We start from the raw sequence: 25,410 nt of genomic DNA, 5'->3' as shown, positions 1-25,410 counted from the left end.
CCGAACCGTGAAGAGCGCCGTGGAGACCCTGAACCCGACCCGGGTTCGGCTCACTGTCGAGGTGCCCTTCGAGGAGCTCAAGGCCAGCCTCGACGCGGCGTACAAGAAGATCAACCAGCAGGTCACGGTCAAGGGCTTCCGCAAGGGCAAGATCCCGGCAAGGGTCATCGACCAGCGGTTCGGCCGCGGTGCGGTGCTGGAGGAGGCCGTCAACGACGCCCTTCCGAAGTTCTACACCGAGGCGGTCAACGAGGCGGAGATCAACCCGCTGGGCCAGCCCGAGGTCGACATCACCGAGCTGAAGGACGGCGAGACGCTGAACTTCACCGCCGAGGTCGACGTCCGCCCGACGATCGAGATCCCGGACTACTCCGGTATCGAGGTCGAGGTCGACGCCGTCGAGGTCACCGACGAGGACATCGAGAAGTCCGTGGAGCAGCTTCGTTCGCGCTTCGCGTCCACCTCCCCGGTCGAGCGCGCCGCCGCCGAGGGCGACGTCGTGACCGTCGACCTGGAGGCCAAGGTCGACGGCGAGGTCCTCGCCGACGGTGTCGCCGACGGCGTGCAGTACACGATCGGCTCCGGTGAGCTCCTCGAAGGCATCGACGAGGCCGTCACGGGCCTCGAGGCCGGTGGCGAGGCCACCTTCACCTCGGAGCTGAAGGGCGGTTCCGCGCAGGGCAAGGAGGCCGAGGTCACCGTCAAGGTCACCCAGGTCGCCGCCCGCGAGCTGCCCGAGCTGGACGACGAGTTCGCCCAGATGGCGAGCGAGTTCGACACCCTCGAGGAGCTGAAGGCCGACAGCCGCAAGCGCCTCGAGAACATGAAGCAGTACGACCAGGCCACCCAGGCCCAGGAGCGAGTCCTGGACAAGCTCCTCGAGCTGGTCGAGGTCCCGATCCCCGAGAAGCTGCTCGAGGACGAGGTCCAGACCCGCAAGCACAACCTGGAGCACCACCAGCTCGGCCAGATGGGTCTCGACCTCACCAAGTACCTGGAGATCCAGGGCAAGACGGCCGAGGAGTTCGACGCCGAGACCAAGGACCAGGCGGTCAAGGGCATCAAGACCCAGTTCGTCCTCGACGAGCTGGTCTCCAGGGAGAAGCTGAACGTCAGCCAGGAGGAGCTCACCGAGCACCTCATGCGCCGTGCGGCCTCCTCCGGCATGTCGCCCGACCAGTTCGCCCAGGCGATCGTCGAGGGCGGCCAGGTCCCGATGCTCGTGGGCGAGGTCGCCCGCGGCAAGGCGCTCGCCACGGTCGTCGAGGCCGCCACGGTCAAGGACACCAAGGGTGAGGTCGTCGACCTGAGCGACGACGAGGACGAGGTCGAGGAGGCCGCTGACGTGGCCGCCGCCGCCACCGATGGCGCCGACGCGGCCGAGAGCGGCGAGAAGACCGAGGCCTGAGCCCCGGGCCGATCCGGCTCGAGAACCGAGTGCCCGGAACGGGCCCGGCCGCCCCGCGCGGCCGGGCCCGTCGCCGTACGGGGGACCCCGGCGGCGCCGTCGCCTCACCCGGACCGCGCCAGGGCCACCGGGCCCCGGATGGCCGGGAGCACCCCCGGGGTCGCCGGGGGAGCGAGCGGCCCGCGTGGAAGGTCGGGGGCCCCGCCGAAGGCAAGGGGAGCACGATCACCGTGCGGCCATGCCGAAGCCCCGGTGGGGATCCCCCGGCCGAAGACACGGGAGAGGGCCGGGCCCCGGCGGGCGCGTGCGTACCTTGCGCTCCCAGCGAACAGTTCCGGAACCGGGATGGCGCCCGCCCACCAGCGCGTTAGGGTCCATGAGTACGAGGGCAGGGGAGTACCCGCCCCGGGGATCCTCCGGTCCCGGTAGTACTAAAGACGCTGAGACGGCCGCAGCCGTCAGAGACGAGCAGGTGGATTACGTGACGATTCTGATGCCTAACGCCGCCGGTGAGCCGTCTATCGGTGGAGGCCTCGGCGACCAGGTCTACAGCCGGCTGCTCGGCGAGCGCATCATCTTCCTTGGCCAGCAGGTCGACGACGACATCGCCAACAAGATCACGGCGCAGCTCCTTCTCCTGGCCGCAGATCCCGAGAAGGACGTCTACCTCTACATCAACAGCCCCGGTGGCTCGGTGACGGCCGGCATGGCGATCTACGACACCATGCAGTTCATCCCGAACGACGTCGTCACCATCGGCATGGGCATGGCCGCGTCCATGGGCCAGTTCCTGCTCACCAGTGGCACGGCGGGCAAGCGCTTCGCGCTCCCGCACACCGACATCCTCATGCACCAGGGTTCCGCCGGTATCGGCGGTACCGCTTCGGACATCAAGATCCAGGCCGAGTACCTGCTCCGCACCAAGCAGCGGATGGCGCAGATCACCGCGCGCCACTCCGGCCAGACCGTCGACACGATCATCCGCGACGGCGACCGCGACCGCTGGTTCACCGCCGAGGAAGCCAAGGACTACGGGCTCATCGACGAGATCATCTCCGCCGCTTCGGGCGTTCCGGGCGGCGGCGGCACCGGGGCCTGAGCCTCCTGAGTACCGGGGGCTCCGGCCCCCGGACGCAGGAGCCCCCTCCCGGCCCGCCCACCCAGCCCTCCCAGCCCGCAGAACGCCACCAGGATGGTGAACACCGACATGCAGAACAACCTCTCCGCGAGCGGCCTCTACACGGGCCCGCAGGTGGACAACCGCTACGTCGTCCCCCGCTTCGTCGAGCGCACCTCGCAGGGTGTGCGCGAGTACGACCCGTACGCGAAGCTCTTCGAGGAGCGCGTGATCTTCCTCGGCGTGCAGATCGACGACGCATCCGCCAACGACGTCATGGCGCAGCTGCTGTGCCTGGAGTCGATGGACCCGGACCGCGACATCTCGATCTACATCAACAGCCCTGGTGGCTCGTTCACCGCGCTGACGGCGATCTACGACACGATGCAGTTCGTGAAGCCGGACATCCAGACGGTGTGCATGGGCCAGGCGGCCTCCGCCGCCGCCGTGCTACTGGCCGCGGGCACCCCCGGCAAGCGCATGGCCCTGCCGCACGCGCGTGTGCTGATCCACCAGCCGTCCTCCCAGACCGGCCGCGAGCAGCTCTCCGACCTGGAGATCGCCGCGAACGAGATCCTGCGCATGCGCGAGCAGCTCGAGGAGATGCTCGCCAAGCACTCCTCCACGCCGGTCGAGAAGGTCCGCGACGACATCGAGCGCGACAAGATCCTCACCGCCGAGGAGGCCCTCGCGTACGGCCTGGTCGACCAGATCGTGTCGACCCGCAAGAGCACGGCCGCAGCGGCCGCCTGACGCCCTGCCGTCCCTTGGTGCGGTACACGTCAAATGTGAACCGCGCCAAGGGGGGCCCGAACCAGGGCCCCGGCAAGGTACCGTCGGATATGAGGCACCAGGAGCAGCTGAACCAGGCGCTCCCAGGCGAAGGGGAAGCACCTCGTGGCACGCATCGGTGATGGCGGCGACCTGCTCAAGTGCTCGTTCTGCGGAAAGAGCCAGAAGCAGGTGAAGAAGCTCATCGCAGGCCCCGGGGTGTACATCTGCGACGAGTGCATCGACCTCTGCAACGAGATCATCGAGGAGGAGCTCGCCGAGACCTCCGAGGTGCGGTGGGAGGAACTCCCCAAGCCGCGCGAGATCTACGAGTTCCTCGAGGGGTACGTCGTCGGGCAGGAGCCCGCGAAGAAGGCCCTCTCGGTCGCGGTGTACAACCACTACAAGCGCGTCCAGGCCGGTGAGAACGGCGGCGCGCAGGGCCGGGACGACGCGATCGAACTCGCCAAGTCCAACATCCTGCTGCTCGGCCCCACCGGCTCGGGCAAGACACTGCTCGCCCAGACACTGGCGCGGATGCTCAACGTTCCGTTCGCCATCGCCGACGCCACGGCGCTCACCGAGGCGGGCTATGTCGGCGAGGACGTCGAGAACATCCTGCTGAAGCTGATCCAGGCCGCCGACTACGACGTCAAGAAGGCCGAGACCGGGATCATCTACATCGACGAGATCGACAAGGTCGCCCGCAAGAGCGAGAACCCGTCGATCACGCGGGACGTCAGCGGCGAAGGCGTTCAGCAGGCACTGCTGAAGATCCTGGAGGGCACGACCGCCTCCGTCCCGCCGCAGGGCGGACGCAAGCACCCCCACCAGGAGTTCATCCAGATCGACACGACCAACGTCCTCTTCATCGTCGGCGGTGCCTTCGCCGGCCTGGAGAAGATCATCGAGTCGCGCGCGGGGGCCAAGGGCATCGGCTTCGGAGCCACGATCCGCTCCAAGCGGGAGATCGAGGCGAGCGACCAGTTCCAGGAGGTCATGCCCGAGGACCTGGTGAAGTTCGGCATGATCCCCGAGTTCATCGGTCGTCTCCCGGTCATCACCTCGGTGCACAACCTGGACCGCGAGGCCCTGCTCAAGATCCTGGTCGAGCCGCGCAACGCGCTGGTCAAGCAGTACCAGCGGCTGTTCGAACTCGACGGCGTGGAGCTGGACTTCGACCGCCCGGCGCTCGAGGCCATCGCCGACCAGGCGATCCTGCGCGGCACGGGCGCACGGGGTCTGCGCGCCATCATGGAAGAGGTCCTGATGTCGGTGATGTACGAGGTGCCGTCCCGCAAGGACGTGGCACGTGTCGTCATCACGGCGGACGTGGTGCACAACAACGTCAACCCGACGCTGGTGCCGAGGATCGTGAAGAACGACGGCCGGCACGAGAAGAGCGCGTAAGTCCACGGGAAAGGGCGCCCGGTCAACTCGGTTGACCGGGCGCCCTTTTCGCTGCTGTGGCGGGGCTACTTGACCTCGACCCGCGCGTCCTTGCGGACCTTCGCGGTCAGCGTCGCCGCCTCCTCCATGGACGTCGACTTGCCGACCAGGATGGCGGCGGGGTCCGACGAGATGACATAGGCCAGTGTGCTGTGGTCGCCCCAGATACACAGCGGCATCTTGAAGCTCTTCGGCACGCCGTTGCCCCGGGATCCCTCGGGCAGGGTGTACTCGGCCTCCTGGCACTTCATGACGCCGTTCTCGAAACCCTCGGGCGTGAACTTCTGCGGGCTGCCGACCAACTTGACCTTCTCGTCGTTACCGCCCTTCTCGGACTTGCTCTTCATTTCCGCGAACATCGCGTCGACGACCTTCTCCGGGTCCTCGATCTCTCCCCACACGCCGTTGAGCTGAAGCTGCTTGGCCGCGGCCCCCGTGCCGGACTCGTATTCGCCGGTCACGTTCTGCGGGTTCTTCACACCCCACTTCGCGGCGTCCTCGACGTCCCTGGCGCTGGCGTCGGTGCTCTTGCCCGACTTCTTCTTGTAGTCGGTCGCCACCGTCTCCGGGGTCGTGAGCTTGTACCTCTTGCCGTCGTTCGCGACGGAGCCGCCTCCGCTGCCGCCGAGCACGAAGTACGCCCCCACACCGATCGCCACGACGGCCGCCACCGCGCCGATGATCAGGCCGGTCTTCTTGCCGCCGCCCTGCGCAGGCGGGGGAGGGTACGCACCCGGGCCCGCGCCGTACGGGGGCTGCTGGCCGTACGGGCCGGGCTGCTGGGGCGGCGCGGGGTAGCCGTAGCCCTGCGGCTGGCCCGGCTGCGGCGGGGCGCCCTGCGGGTAGCCGTATCCGGGCTGGGGGGCGCCCCCCGGGCTCTGCGGCGGCTGGCCGTAAGGTCCCGGCTGGCCGTAGGGACCCGGTTGGCCGTACGGGCCGGGCTGCTGGGGCTGACCGCCGTACGGGCCCGGCTGGTTGTAGCTCATTACTGGGTTCCCCTCCAGATGCTTATGCGTTCCGAACATCCTGTCGGAACGGGCACCCGGGCGGGCCACTGGGGCCCGGACCGTTACGGAAGATTCCCGTTTCAGAACGGGACCGTGACACCTCTAAACTGTGGCCCGTGACCGATAACGCTCAGCAGCAGCCAGCCAGCAACCCCGAACTGCCGACCCAGTACGCGCCGGCCGAGGTAGAGGGGAAGCTGTACGAGCGCTGGGTAGAGCGCGGTTACTTCGAGGCCGACGCGAAGAGCGAAAAGCCTCCGTACACCATCGTCATCCCGCCGCCGAACGTCACGGGCAGCCTGCACCTCGGCCATGCCTTCGAGCACACGCTGATCGACGCCCTCACCCGCCGCAAGCGGATGCAGGGCCACGAGACGCTGTGGCAGCCCGGCATGGACCACGCCGGCATCGCCACCCAGAACGTCGTCGAGCGCGAGCTGGCGAAGGAGGGCAAGTCCCGTCACGACCTGGGGCGCGAGGCCTTCGTCGAGCGCGTCTGGCAGTGGAAGGGCGAGTCCGGCGGCCAGATCTCCGGGCAGATGAAGCGCCTCGGTGACGGCGTCGCCTGGTCGCGTGAGCGCTTCACCATGGACGAGGGCCTGTCCCAGGCCGTCCAGACCATCTTCAAGAAGCTCTACGACGACGAGCTGATCTACCGCGCCGAGCGCATCATCAACTGGTGCCCGCGCTGTCTGACCGCCATCTCGGACATCGAGGTGGAGTACCAGGACGACGACGGCGAGCTCGTCTCCATCCGCTACGGCGAGGGCGAGGACTCCATCGTCGTCGCGACGACCCGCGCCGAGACGATGCTCGGTGACACGGCCGTCGCCGTCCACCCTGCGGACGAGCGCTACCGGCACCTGATCGGCCGGGAGATCGAGCTGCCGCTGACCGGCCGCCGGATTCCCGTCGTCGCAGACGAGCACGTCGACCCGGAGTTCGGCACGGGCGCCGTCAAGGTCACGCCCGCGCACGACCCGAACGACTTCGAGATCGGCCAGCGGCACAACCTGCCGGCCCTCGCCGTGATGGACGAGCGCGCGGTCATCACCGCGCACGGCCCGTTCCAGGGCCTGGACCGTCTGGAGGCCCGCTCCGCCATCGTCGGCGCCCTGCGCGCCGAAGGGCGGATCGTCGCCGAGAAGCGTCCCTACGTCCACTCCGTCGGCCACTGCTCGCGCTGCAAGACCACCATCGAGCCGCGGCTGTCCATGCAGTGGTGGGTCAAGGTCGGCCCGCTGGCGAAGGCCGCGGGTGACGCGGTCCGCGACGGCAAGGTCAAGATCCACCCGCAGGAGATGGAGAAGCGCTACTTCGACTGGGTCGACAACCTCCACGACTGGTGCATCTCGCGCCAGCTGTGGTGGGGCCACCGCATTCCGGTCTGGTACGGCCCGAACGGCGAGGTCGTCTGCGTCGGACCCGACGAGCAGCCCCCCACCGGCGAGGGCTGGACCCAGGAGACCGACGTCCTGGACACCTGGTTCTCCTCCGGCCTGTGGCCGTTCTCCACGCTCGGCTGGCCCGAGCAGACCGAGAGCCTCGCGAAGTTCTATCCGAACTCCGTCCTGGTCACCGGCTACGACATCCTCTTCTTCTGGGTCGCACGGATGATGATGTTCGGGCTGTACGCGATGGACGGCACCCCGCCGTTCCACACCATCGCGCTGCACGGCATGGTCCGTGACCAGTTCGGCAAGAAGATGTCGAAGTCCTTCGGGAACGCGGTCAACCCGCTGGACTGGATGGACAAGTACGGCTCCGACGCACTGCGCTTCACACTCGCGCGCGGCGCCAACCCGGGTGTCGACGTCCCGATCGGCGAGGACTGGGTCCAGGGCTCGCGCAACTTCGCCAACAAGATCTGGAACGCCACGCGCTTCGCGCTGATGAACGGCGCCACGGTCGAGGGCCCGCTGCCCTCGCCCGAGCAGATGTCGGCGACCGACCGCTGGATCCTCTCCCGGCTGAACTCGGTGGTCGCCGAGGTCGACGCGTACTACGAGGACTACCAGTTCGCCAAGCTGTCCGAGACGCTGTTCCACTTCGCGTGGGACGAGGTCTTCGACTGGTACGTCGAGCTGTCCAAGACCACGTTCATGGGCGGCGGTGAGCCCGCGAAGGTCTCCGCACGGGTCCTCGGCGAGGTCCTCGACGTCACGCTGCGCCTGCTGCACCCGGTCGTCCCGTTCGTCACCGAGACGCTGTGGACCACCCTCACGGGTGGCGAGTCGGTCGTGATCGCCGACTGGCCGAAGGACAGCGCTTTCCGTGACACCGCCGCCGAGCGGGAGATCGAGCTCGTCCAGCAGGTCGTCACCGAGGTCCGCCGATTCCGCTCCGACCAGGGCCTGCAGCCCGGCCAGAAGGTCCCGGCCCGTCTCACGCTCGACGGCACGGCGCTGGCACCGCACGAGGGCGCGATCCGGCAGCTGCTGCGGCTGCAGCCGGAGGGCGACTCCTTCCACGCGACGGCGACGCTTCCGGTCGCGGGCGCCGAGGTCGCACTGGATCTGTCCGGTGTGATCGACGTCGCCGCGGAGCGCAAGCGGCTCGCCAAGGACCTCGCGGCCGCCGAGAAGGAGAAGGCCCAGGCCACGGCGAAGCTCGGCAACGAGGCCTTCCTGTCCAAGGCGCCGGACGATGTCGTCGGCAAGATCCGCGGCCGGCTCGCCAAGGCCGAGGAGGACATCGCGCGCATCGCCGCCCAGCTCGAGAAGCTGCCCCAGGGCTGACGCCGGCAGACACCGGCCCGCCCCGGCGGGGTGTCCCGCCCGCACGGCACCCACTGGCGCACCCGGGCCCCCGGAGCCACCCGGCTCCGGGGGCCCTTGCGTGTCGGGGGCCGTGCGGACTGTGCCGGACGGGGCCCGGTGGGGCGGCGCGCCGCCCCTACCGCCCCGGCGCCGTCGGCTCCCCGACACGGCCTCCGTAGACTGGCAGTGTGAGTGAGCAGCAGCCGCGCCCCATCGATGAGCCCGACGACTTCGACGAGATCGTCGACGCCGAGACCGACCGTGACCCGGACCTGGCGGTGATCGAGGCCGGCAGCCGCACCCTGCGCACCCAGGCCGGATCGCCCCGCGTCGACCAGGTGCCCGCGCGCCCCGCCGATCCCGAGGTGGACAAGGCCCTGCGCGAGGTCGAGCAGGAGCTCGCGTCCCGCTGGGGCGAGACCAAGCTGGAGCCGTCGGTCAGCCGTATCTCGGCACTGATGGACGTGCTGGGGGAGCCGCAGCGCGCGTACCCCTCGATCCACATCACCGGCACCAACGGCAAGACGTCCACGGCCCGCATGATCGAGGCGCTCCTCAGCGCCTTCGACCTGCGCACCGGGCGGTACACCTCTCCACACATCCAGTCGATCACCGAGCGGATCAGTCTGGACGGCGCCCCGATCGAGGCCGAGAGTTTCGTCGCGACCTACCGCGACATCAAGCCGTACGTCGAGATGGTCGACGCCGCCCAGGAGTTCAGGCTGTCCTTCTTCGAGGTGCTGACGGGCATGGCGTACGCCGCGTTCGCCGACGCGCCCGTGGACGTGGCCGTCGTCGAGGTCGGCATGGGCGGCAGCTGGGACGCGACCAACGTCATCGACGGCTCGGTCGCCGTGGTCACCCCGATCGACCTGGACCACACCGACCGGCTCGGCACCACCCCTGCCGAGATCGCCGTGGAGAAGGCCGGTGTCATCAAGCAGGGTGCGACGGTCGTCCTGGCACAGCAGCCGGTTGACGCCGCGCAGGTCATGCTGAAGAAGGCCGTCGAGGTCGATGCCACGGTCGCCCGTGAAGGCATGGAGTTCGGCGTGGTCTCCCGGGAGGTCGCGGTCGGCGGGCAGTTGCTGACGCTGCGCGGGCTCGGCGGGGAGTACGAAGAGATCTTCCTTCCGCTGTACGGCGCCCACCAGGCGCACAACGCCTCGGTGGCGCTGGCCGCGGTCGAGGCGTTCTTCGGCATCGGCGAGCAGCACGCCCACACGCTCGACGTGGACACCGTGCGCACCGCCTTCGCCTCCGTCACCTCGCCGGGCCGCCTCGAGGTCGTGCGCCGCAGCCCGACCGTCGTCCTGGACGCCGCCCACAATCCGGCGGGCGCGCGGGCGACGGCCGACGGCATCACGGAGGCGTTCGGCTTCTCGCGGCTCATCGGAGTGGTCGGCGCGAGCGACGACAAGGACGTGAAGGCGGTCCTCGAAGCCTTCGAGCCCGTCTTCACGGAGATCGTCGTCACCCAGAACTCCAGCCATCGCTCCATGGACGCCGATGCGCTCGCCGCCGTCGCGGTCGAGGTCTTCGGCGATGAGCGGGTGGTCGTCGAACCGCGGCTCGACGACGCCCTGGAAGCGGCGATCACGCTGGCCGAGGAAGAGGCGGAGTACTCGGGCGCGGGCGTCCTGGTGACCGGTTCCGTGTTCACGGTCGGCGAGGCCCGGCTGCTGCTGGGGAGGGGCTGAATCCGATGCGTACGCTCTGCGCCTCCACACTGATCGGCGAATTCTTCGTGATCGGCTTCGCCGGGCTGGTGGCCATGAAGGACCCCGGTCTGTCCATGACCACGGTCTGGACGGTCTGCGGCGTCGCGATGCTGCTCTCGGTGCTGCTGTGCGGAATGATCACCCGTCCCGGTGGGGTGCAGCTTGGCTGGGCCCTGCAGATCGGTCTGATCGCCAGTGGCTTCGTGGTCCCGGTGATGTTCGTCCTGGGAGCGGTCTTCGCGGGGCTGTGGTGGGCCTCGGTCCACTACGGCCGCAAGGTCGACGAGGCGAAGGCCCGGTGGGCACAGCAGGAGGCCGCCGGTGCGGCCCCCGGCGGTGACGCCGACTGACGAGTCGCTGTCCGGGCTGGTCCTCGGAGACCGCCCGGTACGGACCCGGCGGCCCGCCTCCGCGCATGCTCAGGGCTGTCCCGCCGGCGAGCGCGCGAGTGGGCGGAGCCCGGTGGTGACCGTGGCCGATGGGCCGTCCCTACCGCCCTGTAGCCTCTGAAGTGCAGCACCACCGGATCGTCCGCAGCACCCCTCGCCCGAGCCTCTGAGCCGGCTCGTGCCGAGACCCGCACTCGAAGGAGCCCGCACGTGAGCCAGCGCACGCTCGTCCTGCTCAAGCCCGATGCCGTACGCCGCGGTCTGATCGGCGAGATCATCGGCCGTATCGAGCGCAAGGCCGGCTGGCAGATCACCGCGCTGGAGCTGCGCGACCTGGACCAGGAGACCCTGGAGCAGCACTACGGCGAGCACAAGGGCAAGCCCTTCTACGAGCCGCTGGTCGCCTTCATGTCCTCGGGCCCCGTCGTCGTGATGGTCGTCGAGGGCGAGCGCGTCATCGAGGGCGTGCGCGCCCTGGCCGGACCGACCGACCCGATCGCCGCCGCGCCGGGCTCCATCCGGGGGGATTACGGCACGATCGTCCGGGAAAACCTGATCCATGCCTCGGACTCCGAAGAGTCCGCCATCAGGGAACTGAAGATTTTCTTCCCGGGCCTTTCCTGATCAGTCGTCAGCCATACAGCGCCCATACCCTGGGGCGACCGAAGGAATTTCGGTCGCCCTTCGGCATACATATGGTCATAGCGGGAACGCTTCGCCGCGACTCGTCGTCACCCTTATTGAGGTGGGCCCAGCGCGCAGTGTCCCCGCATGCGGCACTACGATGGAACCCTTCACGCCACTGCACCTCCTCGCCTGCCTAATAAGCCATCAAAGCTCGATTTGGGAAGGCCCGACGCATCCTCATGGGAAACAAGGGGAACTCAATGTCGTTCATCGGCCGTGACATGGCTGTCGACCTCGGGACCGCCAACACGCTGGTGTACGTCAGGGGTCGCGGGATCGTCCTCAACGAGCCGTCCGTCGTCGCCATCAACACCAACACCGGCGGCATCCTCGCGGTTGGCTCCGAAGCCAAGAAGATGATCGGCCGTACCCCCGGCAACATCGTGGCGGTGCGTCCGCTGAAGGACGGCGTCATCGCCGACTTCGAGATCACCGAGCGAATGCTCCGCTATTTCATCCTCAAGATCCACAAGCGCCGATGGGCGGCCCGCCCCCGCATCGTGGTCTGTGTTCCCTCCGGGATCACGGGGGTCGAGCGCCGCGCGGTCATCGAGGCGTCCACCCAAGCCGGTGCCCGCCAGGTGCACATCATCGAGGAGCCGATGGCGGCTGCGATCGGCGCCGGCCTGCCCGTCCATGAGGCAACGGGCAACATGGTCGTGGACATCGGCGGCGGCACCACCGAGGTCGCCGTGATCTCCCTCGGCGGCATCGTCACGGCCCAGTCCATCCGGGTCGCCGGTGACGAGCTGGACAACGCGATCATCCAGCACGTCAAGAAGGAGTACAGCCTCCTCCTTGGCGAGCGGACCGCGGAGAGCATCAAGCTCACCATCGGTTCGGCGTTCGACCTCGCATCCGACGAGCACACCGAGATCCGCGGCCGTGACCTGGTCTCAGGTCTGCCGAAGACCGTGGTCATCTCCGCCGCCGAGGTGCGCAAGGCCATCGAGGAGCCGGTCAACGCGATCGTCGACGCGGTGAAGACCACGCTCGACAAGTGCCCGCCGGAGCTGTCCGGCGACGTCATGGACCGCGGCATCGTCCTCACCGGCGGCGGCGCCCTGCTGCGCGGTCTGGACGAGCGGCTGCGCCATGAGACCGGCATGCCCATCCACATCGCCGAAGACCCCCTGGACTCGGTCGCGCTCGGATCCGGCAAATGCGTCGAGGAGTTCGAGGCTCTGCAGCAGGTGCTGGACGCCCAGCCGCGCCGGTAGCAGCCAGGCGGAGGGCCCCGGAGCGAGCCACCGGGAGCAGGTGGGCCCCCGGCCGAAGGCCGGGGAGTGCCTCGTAAGGGCGCTGCCCGGACTCCACGTCAGATCGTTGATATAACGGCACAAAGCCACCGCACGCACACCCAGTCCGACGAGGAAGGGCACGGCCGCCGCACGTGAGGGACACCAAAGAGAGCCGGCTGCTCCTGGTCCTGCTGATCGCCATCGCGTTCGCACTGATCACGGTGGACATCCGCGGCGGCCAGGAATCACCGGTGGACGGCGCCCGGCAGGCCGCCGCCGCCGTCTTCGGCCCGGTCGAGAACGGTGTGGCGGCAGCCGTCGACCCGATCGGCAACGCGATCGGCGCGATCCGCGACTCGGGGGAGCGCCATGACCGCATCGCCGTGCTCGAGCGGGAGAACGCGGCCCTCAAGGCGAGGCTCGGCAGCGACATCCGCAACCGCAGCCGCGTCAGCCAGCTCGACGCCATGCTCAAGAAGGCCGCCCACGGGCAGTACGGCATCAAGGGCGCGGAGGTCATCGCCATAGGAGCCGCCCAGGGTTTCTCCTGGACCGTGACCATCGACATCGGTTCCAAGGACGGCATCGTCCGCGACATGACCGTGCTCAACGGCGACGGACTGGTCGGCCGGGTCACCACCGTCGGCCCGGAGACTTCGACCGTACTGCTCGCCAGCGACCCGGACTTCACGGTCGGCACCCGGATGGAACGGACCGACGAGCTCGGCTTCGCGACCGGCCAGGGCGACCGTCCGCTGTCCGTCCAGATGCTCAACGGCAAGGCCAAGGTGCACAAGGGCGACCGGCTGGTCACCTTCGGCTCCCAGGCCGGCAAGCCGTTCGTCCCCGGGGTGCCGGTCGGCGAGGTGGTCCGCGTCGACCCCTCGGGCGGCGCCCTCACCCGGACCGTCTACGTCCGCCCGTATGTGGCGTTCTCCAAGCTGGACATCGTCGGCGTCGTGGTCCAGGCGCCCCGTAGCGACCCGCGTGACTCCGTCCTCCCGCCGAAGCCCAAGCCGGTCCCCACCCCGACGGTCACCGTCACGGTGACGCCCTCGGCCGGCGCAGCGGGCGACGGAGCGGACACCGCGGCCGACACCGCACCACGCAGAGACCCGGCCAGCCCCACCGCCACCGGAAGCGCCGGTACGGACACCGGCCGGGACGACGAGTAGCAGGAAGAGCCGAACATGATGCGCTTCAACCGGATGCTGCTCTCCACCACCCTCGTCGTGGTCGCCCTGGTCGTCCAGGTCACGGTCCTCGCGAGGCTCCAGCTGCCCGGCGCCGTACCCGATCTGATGCTGCTCGTCGTGCTCGCCCTCGCGCTCGTGTACGGACACACCAGCGGCGCCCTCATCGGCTTCGGGGCGGGCCTGCTCGCCGACCTCGCCCCGCCCGCGGACCACGCCGCCGGCCGCTACGCCCTCGTGCTGTGCCTGATCGGCTATCTCGCCGGGCTGGTCAGGCCGGACAACGGCAGGCTCACCTCCGCCACCGGACCGATGGTGGTGGTCGTCGCCGCGGCCATCGGCTCCACCCTGCTCTACGCGGGCGTGGGCGCACTCGTCGGCGACACCGCCGCCCGCCATGTCGGCCTCGGCTCACTGCTGTTCACCGCGGCCGTCTACGATCTGCTGCTCGCGCCGTTCACCGTGCCGTGGATCATGGCCCTGGCCAGACGCGCGGAGAACGATCCGCTCACCGAGAGTCAGACCGGTGCCGGTGACGTGTCCGGCGGCTGGACCTCGTTCGGCACCGGACTGCGCATCGGCAGCCAGCGCGGCGGCGGTCTGCGGGTGAAGGCGGCCAAGTCGAGGGCGTCCCGTGCGGGCCGTATCAAGGGCATCAAGCGACTGTGACCGAGGGGGTATCGGCAGCGTGAGCAACATTCCCGAGACCGGGCGAACACCCCGCGTGCAGATCCGGCTCGTGGTCATCCAGATCCTGGTCTTCTCCCTCCTGGCCACCCTCGGCGGCCGGCTCTGGTACATCCAGATCCGCAACGGTGAGGAGTACGCCAAGGAGGCTTCCGGCAACGGCGTCCAGCGGGTCGTCCAGCCCGCCGTCCGCGGCTCCATCCTCGACGCCCGCGGAGTCCCGCTCGCCGACAACGAGACCCGGCTCGTGGTCTCCGCGTCGCGCACCGAGCTGCTGAAGATGAAGGACGACGGCAAAGGCGTCCTCACCCGGCTCGCCGGGGTCCTCGGTATGAAGCCGAAGGACGTCATGGACAAGGTGCGGCTGTGTGACTCCAAGACGCCGCAGCCCTGCTGGAACGGTTCCCCTTACCAGCCCATCCCGGTCACCGACGAGGCCACCACCCAGCAGGCCCTGCAGATCCGCGAGCGCGCCGAGGACTTCCCCGGCATCACCGCCGAGCCGACCGCCGTACGCCGCTACGGGGCCCCCGGGAAGGCGAACACCTCGCAGGTCCTCGGCTACCTCTCGCCCGTCACCGACGAGGAGCTCGAGAAGGCGAAGAACACCGAATCGCCCTACCTCCGCTCCGACCAGGTCGGCCGCTCGGGACTCGAGCGCACCTACGACAAGGAGCTGCGCGGCAAGGCCGGCGTCACCCGCTACGAGGTCGACAACCTCGGCCGGGTCATGGGTGAGGCCAAGGCGGACAAGGCCGAGCCCGGTGCCAATGTCGTCACCTCCATCGACGCCCGGGTGCAGGCGGTCGCCGAGTGGGAGCTCAACAATGCGATGAAGGAAGCCCGCAAGGTCTTCGACGACAACACCGGAGAGAACTACAAGGCCGACTCGGGCGCCATCGTGGTCATGGAGTCCAAGACCGGACGGGTGGTGGCGATGGCCTCGCTGCCCACCTACGATCCGAACGCCTGGGTCGGCGGTATCTCCGCCAAGGACTACGCCAGGCTCACCGGCAAGAACTCCAACTTCCCGCTGCTCAACCGGGCCATCCAGGGGCAGGCCGCACCCGGCTCGATCTTCAAGGTGGTCCCCACCACCGCCGCGGTCAACGCCGGATACGACTTCAACGGCCAGTATCCGTGCCCGAGTTCGTACTCGATCGGCAACCAGGTCTTCACCAACTTCGAGTCCCAGGGCCACGGCAGCATCACCCTCGGCCAGGCCCTCGAGGTCTCCTGCGACACCGTCTACTACGCCCTTGCCCACCAGCAGTGGAGGAAGGACGGTGGCATCAAGCCGAAGAAGAGTCCGGCGGACTGGTTCTACAAGACCGCCCACCAGTTCGGCCTCGGCGCGGAGACCGGGATCGACCTGCCCAACGAGGTCACCGGCCGGGTGCCGGACCGCCGCTGGAAGCAGAAGTTCTGGGAGGCGAACAAGGAGTACTGGTGCAAGATCGGGAAGAAGGGCGGCGACTACATCCAGCAGCTGTCCTACGAGAACTGCCTCGAAGGCAATCTCATGCGTGCCGGTGACTCCGTCAACTACTCCATCGGCCAGGGCGACACGCTCGTCACCCCCATCCAGATGGCCACCATCTACGCGGCGATCTCCAACGGCGGCACGCTCTTCAACCCGACCGTCGGCAAGGCGATCGTCAGCGCCGACGGCAAGAACGTCCGGGAGATCAAGCCCAAGTCCCACGGCAAGCTGCCGATGGACGCCAAGACCCGCGACTTGATAGACGAGGCCCTCGCGGGAGTCGCGACCCGCGGTACCGCCGCCTGGCGTTTCGGTGGCTGGCCGCAGGACAAGATCCCGATGCACGCCAAGACCGGTACCGCCGAGGTCCACGGCAAGCAGACGACCTCGTGGTTCGCGACGTACACCAACGACTACTCGATCGTCATGACCATCTCCCAGGGTGGTACGGGCTCGGGGGCCTCGGGACCCGCCGTGCGCAACGTCTACAACGCGCTCTACGGACTCGACCAGGAAGGCAACCAGGACCTGAAGAAGGCCCTGCTGCCCCAGCCGCAGAAGACGCTGCCGAAGATCCAGCCCGACGGCTCGATCGACGCGCCCAGGATCAAGCCGTACGTCCCGCAGGAGCCGAAGCCGGAGGAACCGGTGCTCGCCGGCCCGCCCGCCACGGGACGGAGGGACTGACGTGTCCGGAAGCAACGGATTCTCGGTCGCGCGCTACGCGCCCTCACGCGGCTCCTGGGCCAGACTCACCGCGCGTGACTCGATACTGCGCCGGCTCGACTGGCCGATGCTGCTGTCCGCCATCGCGCTGTCGGTCATCGGAGCGCTGCTGGTGTGGTCCGCCACCCGCAACCGCACCGAGCTCAACCAGGGCGACCCGTACTACTTCCTGTTCCGCCATGTGCTGAACACCGGAATCGGCCTGGCCCTGATGGTCGGCACCGTCTGGCTGGGCCACCGCACCCTGCGCGGAGCCGTGCCGGTGCTGTACGGGATCTCGGTGCTGCTGGTCCTGCTGGTCCTCACCCCGCTCGGCGCGACCATCAACGGAGCCCACGCCTGGATCGTCATCGGCGGCGGCTTCTCGCTCCAGCCCTCCGAATTCGTGAAGATCACGATCATCGTGGGCATGGCGATGATGCTCGCGGCCCAGGTCGACGCCGGAGACCAGGAGCACCCCGACCACGGCATCGTGGCCAAGTCGCTGGTCCTCGCGGCGGTCCCGATGGCCATCGTCATGCTGATGCCGGACCTCGGCTCGGTCATGGTCATGGCCGTGATCGTGCTCGGGGTGCTGCTCGCCTCCGGGGCGTCCAACCGCTGGGTCCTCGGGCTGATCGGCGCCGGAGTCGCGGGCGCGTTCCTCGTCACCATGCTCGGATTGCTCGACGAGTACCAGATCAACCGCTTCGCGGCCTTCGCCAACCCCGAGCTCGACCCGGCCGGCGTCGGCTACAACACCAACCAGGCGCGCATCGCGATCGGCTCCGGCGGACTGATCGGCACCGGCCTCTTCAAGGGCTCCCAGACCACCGGCCAGTTCGTCCCCGAACAGCAGACCGACTTCGTGTTCACGGTGGCGGGGGAGGAGCTGGGCTTCCTCGGGGCCGGCTTCATCCTCTTCCTGCTCGGCGTCGTGCTGTGGCGGGCCTGCCGGATCGCACGCGAGACGACCGAGCTGTACGGCACGATCGTCGCGGCCGGGATCATCGCCTGGTTCGCCTTCCAGGCCTTCGAGAACATCGGCATGACCCTGGGCATCATGCCCGTCGCAGGACTGCCCCTGCCGTTCGTGTCGTACGGCGGCTCGTCGATGTTCGCGGTCTGGGTGGCCGTCGGACTCCTCCAGTCGATCAAGGTGCAGCGGCCCATGTCGGCCTAGTGCATGCTGACGTCGGCCAGTCCGGCGGTCTAGATTTTGTTCATGGCGGATACGAAGCGAGAGATCGAGCGGAAGTACGAAGCCACCGGCGAGACCCGCGTCCCGGACCTGACCAGAGTGGCGGCGGTATCCGACGTCATCGACAAGGGCGTCACCGAGCTCGACGCCGTGTACTACGACACCGCGGACCTGCGTCTCGCCGCCGACGAGATCACCCTGCGCCGCCGCACCGGCGGCGACGACGAGGGATGGCACCTGAAGTTCCCCGTCGCCACCGGCATCCGCGACGAGATCCGCGCCCCCCTCTCCCCGGCACTCCCGCACTCCCTTGCCGCACTCCTGCGCTCCCGCACCCGCGACACACCCCTCGTCCCCGTCGTACGGCTGCTCTCCACCCGCAGTATCAGCCATCTGGTCGACGACCAGGGCGAACTCCTGGCCGAGCTCAGTGTCGACTCCGTACGCGCCGAACGCCTCGGCGACGGCGGCACCACGACCACCTGGACGGAGATCGAAGCAGAGCTCGCCGACGACGCCGACCCCGCGATCCTCGACTCCGTCGACAAGCGCCTGCGCAAGGCGGGCATCCGCCGCTCCTCGGCGACGTCCAAACTCGCGCGCGCCCTGGCGGAGACCGAGCCCTCCCCGGACTCGGCCCCCGCACCGAAGGCACCACCCGTCGCCGTGGCCCCCGCAGGCACCGCAGAGGCCCTGGAATCGTCCCGAGACGCCGATACCGCGCGATCACCCGCCGGCAAGGACCACACCGCACCGAAGGTGCCGCAGGCCGCGGGGACCGTCCGGGACCGCGGCGCACGCCTGAAGAAGAAGCACGCCGGGGAGCACGTGCTCGCCTACCTGAGGGAGCAGCGGGACGCCATCGTCGCGCTCGACCCCGCCGTACGCCGCGACCTGCCCGACGCGGTGCACCAGATGCGCGTGGCCACCCGCCGCATGCGCAGCGGATTCAAGACCTACCGCAAGATCATCGACCGTACCGTCACCGACCCACTCGGGGACGAGCTCAAGTGGCTCGCCGGGGAACTCGGCGTCGCCCGGGACCAGGAAGTGCTCTCCGAACGGCTCCTGGCCCGGATCGAGGCACTGCCGAGGACACTGCTCCTCGGACCCGTACGCGGACGGCTGCGCACCTGGGGCACCGCCCACCGCGCGGACGCCCGCAAGCGCTCCGTCGCCGTACTCGACAGCAGGCGCTACCGCACCCTGCTGGACGCGCTCGACGCCCTGCTCGACGACCCGCCGCTGCGGAACGCCGCCGCCGACGCCCCGTCCGACGCGTTGCCCAAGGCGGTGATCAGGGACTACGAACGGCTGGCAGGCCGAGTGGAGCGCGCACTCGACCTCCCCGCAGGGCACGAGCGCGACGTCGCCATGCACGAAGCCCGCAAGGGCGCCAAACGCGCCCGCTACGCCGCCGAGGCCGCCACCCCCGCCCTGGGCAAGGCCGCCGGGAAGTTCGCCCGCCGGATGAAGGCCGTCCAGACCGTGCTCGGCGACCACCAGGACAGCGTCGTCGCCCGCGGGACCCTGCGCGATCTGGCGGTCCAGGCCCAGGCGGCCGGTGAGTCCTCCTTCACCTGGGGCCTGCTCTACGGCCAGGAGGAGGCCATGGCCGCGGATCGCGAGCGCGAGCTGCCCGGAGTATGGGCGAAGGCGTCAAGGCCGGGGCTGCGGGCGTCACTCACGAAGTGACCTTCCGGCGATCGCGTACAAGGGGTGAATCCGGTCGGGTTACGCTTGAGAGTCGCCCCCTGCCAGCCCACGAAGGTTCCAGATGTCTGCCGAGTCGGTCTTCCCACAGCTCGAAGCTCTGCTCCCGCATGTGCAGAAGCCCATCCAGTACGTCGGCGGTGAGCTGAACTCCACCGCCAAGCCGTGGGACGAGTGCGACGTCCGCTGGGCGCTCATGTACCCCGACGCGTACGAGGTCGGGCTGCCCAACCAGGGCGTCATGATCCTCTACGAGGTACTGAACGAGCGCGAGGGCGTGCTCGCCGAGCGTACCTACAGCGTCTGGCCGGACCTCGAAGCGCTGATGCGCGAGCACGGCGTGCCGCAGTTCACCGTGGACAGCCACCGCCCGGTCAAGGCGTTCGACGTCCTCGGACTGAGCTTCTCCACCGAGCTGGGCTACTCGAACATGCTGACGGCCCTCGATCTGTCCGGCATCCCCCTGGAAGCCAAGGACCGCACGATCGACGACCCGATCGTGCTCGCGGGCGGCCACGCGGCGTTCAACCCCGAGCCCATCGCGGACTTCATCGACGCGGCGGTGATCGGAGACGGCGAGCAGGCCGTCCTGGAGATCACCGACATCATCCGCGCCTGGAAGGCGGAAGGGCGTCCCGGCGGCCGCGAGGAGCTGCTCCTGCGGCTGGCGAAGACCGGCGGGGTGTACATCCCGGGCTTCTACGACGTCGAGTACCTGCCGGACGGCCGCATCGGCCGTGTCGTGCCGAACCGGTCCGGCGTGCCGTGGCGCGTGTCCAAGCACACCGTGATGGACCTCGACGAGTGGCCCTACCCCAAGCAGCCCCTCGTCCCGCTCGCCGAGACCGTCCACGAGCGGATGTCCGTGGAGATCTTCCGCGGCTGCACCCGGGGCTGCCGCTTCTGCCAGGCCGGCATGATCACCCGCCCGGTGCGGGAGCGCAGCATCACCGGCATCGGCGAGATGGTCGAGAAGGGTCTGAAGGCGACCGGCTTCGAGGAGGTCGGCCTCCTCTCGCTGTCCTCCGCGGACCACAGCGAGATCGGCGACATCGCCAAGGGCCTCGCGGACCGCTATGAGGCGGACAAGATCGGTCTGTCCCTCCCGTCCACCCGCGTCGACGCCTTCAACGTCGACCTGGCGAACGAGCTCACCCGCAACGGCCGCCGTTCCGGCCTGACGTTCGCCCCCGAGGGCGGCTCCGAGCGGATGCGCAAGGTCATCAACAAGATGGTCTCGGAAGAGGACCTCATCAGGACCGTCGCCACCGCGTACGGCAACGGCTGGCGCCAGGTGAAGCTGTACTTCATGTGCGGTCTGCCCACCGAGACCGACGACGACGTGCTGCAGATCGCCGACATGGCGACCCACGTCATCAAGAAGGGCCGCGAGGTCTCCGGCTCCAACGACATCCGCTGCACCGTGTCGATCGGCGGCTTCGTACCCAAGCCGCACACCCCGTTCCAGTGGGCCCCCCAGCTCTCCGCCGAGGGGACCGACGCCCGCCTCGAGAAGCTGCGCGACAAGATCCGCGGCGACAAGAAGTACGGCCGCTCGATCGGCTTCCGCTACCACGACGGCAAGCCCGGCATCGTCGAGGGCCTGCTCTCCCGGGGCGACCGCCGCGTCGGTGCCGTCATCCGCGCCGTCTACGAGGACGGCGGCCGCTTCGACGGCTGGCGTGAGCACTTCTCGTACGAGCGGTGGATGCAGTGCGCGGAGAAGACCCTGCCGGAGTTCGGCGTCGACGTCGACTGGTACACCACGCGTGAGCGCACGTACGAGGAGGTCCTGCCCTGGGACCACCTGGACTCCGGTCTCGACAAGGACTGGCTCTGGGAGGACTGGCAGGACTCGCTCGACGAGACCGAGGTCGAGGACTGCCGCTGGACGCCGTGCTTCGACTGCGGTGTGTGTCCTCAGCTGGGCCTCGACATCCAGATCGGCCCCACCGGCAAGAAGCTGCTGCCGCTGTCGGTCGTCAACAAGTAGCACTGCCCGCTCCGTCGGCCCCGTCCACACCGGACGGGGCCGACGGCGTCAGCGGACAACGTCCGGGAAAGTGTCCCGCTTTGACGATCAGGCGTTCCCTGGCATCGGGTGGGATGCGGAGCTCGAGCTGGACCTCGGGAGCTCTGGCCCCGGCACGGTCAAGAACGCCGTGTCGGCGCCCGCCGCGGGCGCTCTTGCGCACTGACGCGAGCACGGGGGCCCCATCGCCAATAGTCGCTCGTCCGGCGGAAGTTGAGATGAGCGAGGGCTCCCCGACGCCTCGCGGCCGACAGCGGGGAGTTCCCCATTGTCGAACAGGTGCCCTCCCTTACACTCTGGCGAGACCACGACGAACTCGACGAGAGTGACCAACTTCATGAACCAGTCGACGGCGGCTGTCCCGCCTTCCCGGGCCGGCCGACTCGACTCCCTCACCGGACTGCGTTGGTGGGCCGCCTTCGGCGTCTTCGCCCACCACATGACCAATCTGGCGCCGCTGCCGGTCCATGAGGTCGTCGGCTTCGGGAAGTACGGGGTGACGCTCTTCTTCGTGCTGTCCGGGTTCGTGCTGACCTGGTCGGCGCGGCCGGGCGTCACCGCGCCCACCTTCTACTGGCGACGTTTCGCCCGGATCTACCCCGCGCACTTCGTCGCCCTGCTGTTCGCGATCCCCGTTTTCTACAGCTACAGCCCCGACCCGGCACAGAGCTGGGTCAAGCCGGTCAGCATCGGAATCCTTCTGCTGTCCGTCCCACTGATCCAGGGCTGGTGGCGTGACCCGGTCCTGCTGTACTCGGGGAATCCGGCGGCCTGGACGCTGACCTGTGAGTTCTTCTTCTACGCCCTGTTCCCGCCGCTGCATCGGCTCTTCCGGCGGCTGAGGGTGCGCGGCGCCCTCGTGGCGATGGCCCTCGGTTTCGCCGCGGCCTTCGCCTACCGCGTCTACGTCTGGTTCCGGCCGCATTCCTGGGCGGCGGAACTGCCGCTCCCCGTGGTGCGGCTGAGCGAGTTCGTCATCGGGATCGCCATCGCGCGCGCCATGCTCTCGGGCTGGCGGGTGCGCGTCGCCCCCCTCTGGGTCTTCCTGGGCGCCGCCGGCTTCGTCGGCTGGCTGGTCACCACCGCGGACCAGCGGGCCGGAAACACCTTCGCCGCCTTCGTCCGGGTCACGAAGGAAGAGTGGATCATCTTCTTCTGCGCCGCGATGATCGCCACAGTCGCCTGGCGCGACCTCACCGGCAAGCGGTCGCTGCTGCGCTGGCGTCCGCTGGTTCTGCTCGGCGAGTGGTCGTACGCGTTCTACCTCGTCCACGCGACCTTCATCTACATCGCCCGCGACAGGTTCGGGAAGGAGATGGTGAGCTGGTCGAACCTGCAGTGGTACGGGGTCATTCTCGTTGTCTCGCTCGCCGGCGCCGCGGCGTTGCACTACGCCGTGGAACGCCCGCTGGAGCGGCGGCTGCGTACGTGGTGGGACGCCCGGCGGGCGCCCGCGGCACCGACGCTCGTGCAGGAGCGCCGGCCCGCGGATTCGCTGCGCTGACCTGACGCCGTCGGCGCGGGGGTGACGGGAACCTCCGGTCGGCTTGTCGCGTCCATGCACATCGTGGAGCTTGAGAAACGTGAACAGCCGACGGAGGCCGAAGGCTGTCTCACCATCGCCGTCAGGATCCCGGTGCGGATCGTGGTCCTGCTGGTCGTCGTGCCCGTACGCATGGTCTGGGATCTGCTCGTCGTCTGCGGGAAGGCGCTGCACCGGGTGCTGCTGCGCCCGCTCGGGCGGGCGCTGGCCTTTGTGTACGAGACCCTGCTCGTTCCCGTCGGCCGGGCGATCGGCTGGACGGCCGCCATGGTCGCCGACGGTGCGTGGTGGCTGTGCAGGGCGGTCTTCTACTGGCCGTGGGTCGCTCTCTGGCGGTATGTGATCGTGCCGGTCGCCAGGTACGGCATCGCCGTGCCGCTCGCGTGGCTCTACCGGGCCGTGCTGACTCCGCTGGGGCACGGTCTGGTGTGGGTGTACGGGGCGTTGCTTGTGCCGTTCGGCCGGGGTGTGGGCTGGTTGGTGTGGGCGGTGGTCGTGTGGCCGTGGAGCGCGTTGTACCGGTGGGTGCTGACTCCGCTGGGGCACGGTCTGGTGTGGGTGTACGGGGCGTTGCTTGTGCCGTTCGGCCGGGGTGTGGGCTGGTTGGTGTGGGCGGTGGTCGTGTGGCCGTGGAGCGCGTTGTACCGGTGGGTGCTCACCCCGCTCGGGCATGGCCTGGTCTGGCTGTGGGCGCGGGCCGTCGTGCCTGCCGCGCTCGGGGTGTGGACGGCCGTGGTCTGGCTCGTCCGGGTGCTGGTCGTCGTCCCCGCCGTCTTCGTCCACCGCTGGATCCTCCTCCCCGTCGGGCGGTTCCTCGCCGTACTCGGGCGGGAGACCGCCGACGCGCTCAAGGTCGCCTGGCGGATCGCGGGATACGTCTCGCGCGCCGTCGGCCGTGCATTGAAGTGGCTCGCCTGGAATCTGCTCGGGCGCCCCGCGGTGTGGGTCTACCGCGAGGTGTGCACCCCGGTCGGCCACTTCGTCCGCGATCAGGTGTGGGGTCCCGCCAGGCGTGCGGGCATCGCGGCCGGAAAGGCCGTGCGAGGAGCGCTCGCCTCGGCCCGGGAGACCGTGCGGGAGGCGCGCCGGGCGGCGTGGCGCGCGCTCGTCGGCGGGCCCGGGGAGGTGCCGGTCGCGGAACCGGCGGCGGCACGGGCGCGTAACCTGGAAGGCACACAACCCATACGGACCGTCCCCGACGGGGGCCCCGGACCCGAGATCTCCCTCCACAAGCGAGGGTGAGCCGGGAGAGGGCCCAGCGGGGACGCACGCAGGCCAGAGGGCGGCGCGCCACCGCGTCCGCCCCGCACCGAGGAGAAGAACCACTGGGCAAGCGACAGCCCGAAGGCCCGCCGCCCGCACCCGCGGTGCAGCGCATCCGACTGCGCTACACCAAGCGCGGCCGCCTCCGGTTCACCAGTCACCGCGACTTCCAGCGTGCGTTCGAACGTGCGCTGCGCCGTGCCGGGGTGCCGATGGCGTACTCGGCGGGCTTCACCCCGCATCCCAAGGTGTCCTACGCGAACGCCGCGCCCACCGGTACGGGCTCGGAGGCGGAGTACCTCGAGATCGCGCTCACCGAGGCCCGGGACCCCGAGCGGCTCCGGGTCCTGCTCGACGAGTCGCTCCCGGCCGGTCTCGACATCACGGACGCGGTCGAGGCACGGACATCGGGGCTCGCGGACCGGCTGACCGCGTCGGTCTGGGAGCTCAGGCTCGACGGGGTCGCCGCCGACGACACCGAGCGCGCTGTGAAGGCGTTCCTCTCCGCAGGGACGGTCGAGGTCCAGCGCATGGCGAAGAACGGGATGCGGACGTTCGACTGCCGGGCCGCCGTGGCCGGGCTGGAGGCGACGTATCCACAGCCTGATAGGCCGGGAGAGCGGCCCTGTGCGATACTGCGGCTGGTTGTTCGGCACGTGACACCTGCCGTACGACCCGACGACGTCCTGTCCGGTCTCCGAGCTGTGGCCGACCTGGCGCCGCCGGTCCCCGCTGAGGTGACCAGGCTGGCGCAGGGGCTCTTCGACGAGGAGTCCGGCACGGTGACCGACCCGCTCGCGCCCGACCGCGAGGCAGTCATGGCCGCCCCGGCCGATCGCTCAGGGGCCGCCTGACCCGCCGCGTCGGATCCCCCGGCGATGCCGGAGGGAGGCGGCAGGTGCCGGTCCCGCGCAAGGGCAGTCGTCGAAGCGCCGCCCTTGTACTCGGGAGCCACCAGGGTCGGGCAGCGCTCAGACCAGGAGACTTTCGCCAGGCCGTGCGTACATCGCGTACGGAACCGGCGAGCGGACATACAGCTCC

Annotated in this window: 19 protein-coding genes; 18 read left to right on the top strand and 1 reads right to left on the bottom strand. The window is 69.3% G+C overall.

What is annotated here, in order from left to right; genetic code table 11:
- Window positions 1-7 precede the first annotated feature (7 nt).
- From tig to clpX, 4 genes are all read left to right on the top strand, one after another.
- On the top strand, window positions 8-1,408 hold the full coding sequence (gene tig / locus ACTWOL_RS12815; RefSeq protein ID WP_474296788.1) for a trigger factor: 1,401 nt from the start codon (window positions 8-10) through the stop codon (window positions 1,406-1,408).
- Between the two features lie 493 nt (window positions 1,409-1,901).
- A complete protein-coding gene (locus ACTWOL_RS12810; protein ID WP_474301150.1) occupies window positions 1,902-2,507 on the top strand; it encodes an ATP-dependent Clp protease proteolytic subunit in 606 nt (201 codons plus the stop codon).
- A 93-nt stretch (window positions 2,508-2,600) separates the two neighbouring features.
- Window positions 2,601-3,278 carry an ATP-dependent Clp protease proteolytic subunit gene (locus ACTWOL_RS12805; protein WP_474296787.1) on the top strand — a complete coding sequence of 226 codons (678 nt, stop codon included), beginning with the start codon at window positions 2,601-2,603 and terminating at the stop codon, window positions 3,276-3,278.
- Window positions 3,279-3,422: 144 nt separating this feature from the next.
- Window positions 3,423-4,706 carry an ATP-dependent Clp protease ATP-binding subunit ClpX gene (gene clpX, locus ACTWOL_RS12800; protein WP_318106826.1) on the top strand — a complete coding sequence of 428 codons (1,284 nt, stop codon included), beginning with the start codon at window positions 3,423-3,425 and terminating at the stop codon, window positions 4,704-4,706.
- 65 nt (window positions 4,707-4,771) lie between these two features.
- Here the strand turns inward: clpX and ACTWOL_RS12795 are convergent, their stop codons facing one another.
- The gene (locus ACTWOL_RS12795; RefSeq protein WP_474296786.1) at window positions 4,772-5,731 is read right to left on the bottom strand and encodes a hypothetical protein; all 960 of its coding nucleotides are present in this window, start codon (window positions 5,729-5,731) and stop codon (window positions 4,772-4,774) included.
- A gap of 137 nt (window positions 5,732-5,868) precedes the next feature.
- Here ACTWOL_RS12795 and ACTWOL_RS12790 point away from each other — a divergent pair, with 137 nt between their 5' ends.
- The 14 genes from ACTWOL_RS12790 (at window position 5,869) to ACTWOL_RS12725 (ending at window position 25,223) form a co-directional block, all read left to right on the top strand.
- On the top strand, window positions 5,869-8,490 hold the full coding sequence (locus ACTWOL_RS12790; protein WP_474296785.1) for a valine--tRNA ligase: 2,622 nt from the start codon (window positions 5,869-5,871) through the stop codon (window positions 8,488-8,490).
- 209 nt (window positions 8,491-8,699) lie between these two features.
- Complete coding sequence (gene folC, locus ACTWOL_RS12785; RefSeq protein WP_474296784.1) at window positions 8,700-10,211, top strand: bifunctional tetrahydrofolate synthase/dihydrofolate synthase; 1,512 nt, start codon at window positions 8,700-8,702, stop codon at window positions 10,209-10,211.
- 5 nt (window positions 10,212-10,216) lie between these two features.
- Complete coding sequence (locus ACTWOL_RS12780) at window positions 10,217-10,582, top strand: DUF4233 domain-containing protein (protein ID WP_474296783.1); 366 nt, start codon at window positions 10,217-10,219, stop codon at window positions 10,580-10,582.
- Window positions 10,583-10,831: 249 nt separating this feature from the next.
- Window positions 10,832-11,245 carry a nucleoside-diphosphate kinase gene (ndk, locus tag ACTWOL_RS12775; RefSeq protein ID WP_474296782.1) on the top strand — a complete coding sequence of 138 codons (414 nt, stop codon included), beginning with the start codon at window positions 10,832-10,834 and terminating at the stop codon, window positions 11,243-11,245.
- Window positions 11,246-11,508: 263 nt separating this feature from the next.
- Window positions 11,509-12,528: a rod shape-determining protein gene (locus ACTWOL_RS12770; RefSeq protein WP_474296781.1), complete on the top strand. Its 1,020-nt coding sequence runs from the start codon at window positions 11,509-11,511 to the stop codon at window positions 12,526-12,528.
- A 173-nt stretch (window positions 12,529-12,701) separates the two neighbouring features.
- On the top strand, window positions 12,702-13,724 hold the full coding sequence (gene mreC / locus ACTWOL_RS12765; RefSeq protein WP_474296780.1) for a rod shape-determining protein MreC: 1,023 nt from the start codon (window positions 12,702-12,704) through the stop codon (window positions 13,722-13,724).
- A 15-nt stretch (window positions 13,725-13,739) separates the two neighbouring features.
- Complete coding sequence (gene mreD / locus ACTWOL_RS12760; RefSeq protein ID WP_474296779.1) at window positions 13,740-14,411, top strand: rod shape-determining protein MreD; 672 nt, start codon at window positions 13,740-13,742, stop codon at window positions 14,409-14,411.
- A gap of 19 nt (window positions 14,412-14,430) precedes the next feature.
- Window positions 14,431-16,599, top strand: coding sequence for a penicillin-binding protein 2 (gene mrdA, locus ACTWOL_RS12755; RefSeq protein WP_474296778.1), 2,169 nt, complete (start codon window positions 14,431-14,433; stop codon window positions 16,597-16,599).
- A 1-nt stretch (window position 16,600) separates the two neighbouring features.
- Complete coding sequence (gene rodA / locus ACTWOL_RS12750) at window positions 16,601-17,800, top strand: rod shape-determining protein RodA (protein ID WP_474296777.1); 1,200 nt, start codon at window positions 16,601-16,603, stop codon at window positions 17,798-17,800.
- Between the two features lie 42 nt (window positions 17,801-17,842).
- Window positions 17,843-19,513: a CYTH and CHAD domain-containing protein gene (locus tag ACTWOL_RS12745; protein ID WP_474296776.1), complete on the top strand. Its 1,671-nt coding sequence runs from the start codon at window positions 17,843-17,845 to the stop codon at window positions 19,511-19,513.
- A gap of 82 nt (window positions 19,514-19,595) precedes the next feature.
- Window positions 19,596-21,524, top strand: a complete 1,929-nt coding sequence (locus ACTWOL_RS12740; protein WP_474296775.1) for a TIGR03960 family B12-binding radical SAM protein — start codon at window positions 19,596-19,598, stop codon at window positions 21,522-21,524.
- A 364-nt stretch (window positions 21,525-21,888) separates the two neighbouring features.
- Window positions 21,889-23,067, top strand: a complete 1,179-nt coding sequence (locus tag ACTWOL_RS12735) for an acyltransferase family protein (RefSeq protein WP_474296774.1) — start codon at window positions 21,889-21,891, stop codon at window positions 23,065-23,067.
- 63 nt (window positions 23,068-23,130) lie between these two features.
- A complete protein-coding gene (locus tag ACTWOL_RS12730) occupies window positions 23,131-24,348 on the top strand; it encodes a hypothetical protein (RefSeq protein ID WP_474296773.1) in 1,218 nt (405 codons plus the stop codon).
- A gap of 125 nt (window positions 24,349-24,473) precedes the next feature.
- A complete protein-coding gene (locus ACTWOL_RS12725; protein ID WP_474296772.1) occupies window positions 24,474-25,223 on the top strand; it encodes a TIGR03936 family radical SAM-associated protein in 750 nt (249 codons plus the stop codon).
- Window positions 25,224-25,410 lie beyond the last annotated feature (187 nt).

It is taken from the genome of Micromonospora sp. IBHARD003, from assembly GCF_056106285.1.
The sequence above is the reverse complement of the archived record's forward strand: the minus strand, read 5'-3'. Positions and strand labels throughout refer to the sequence as shown.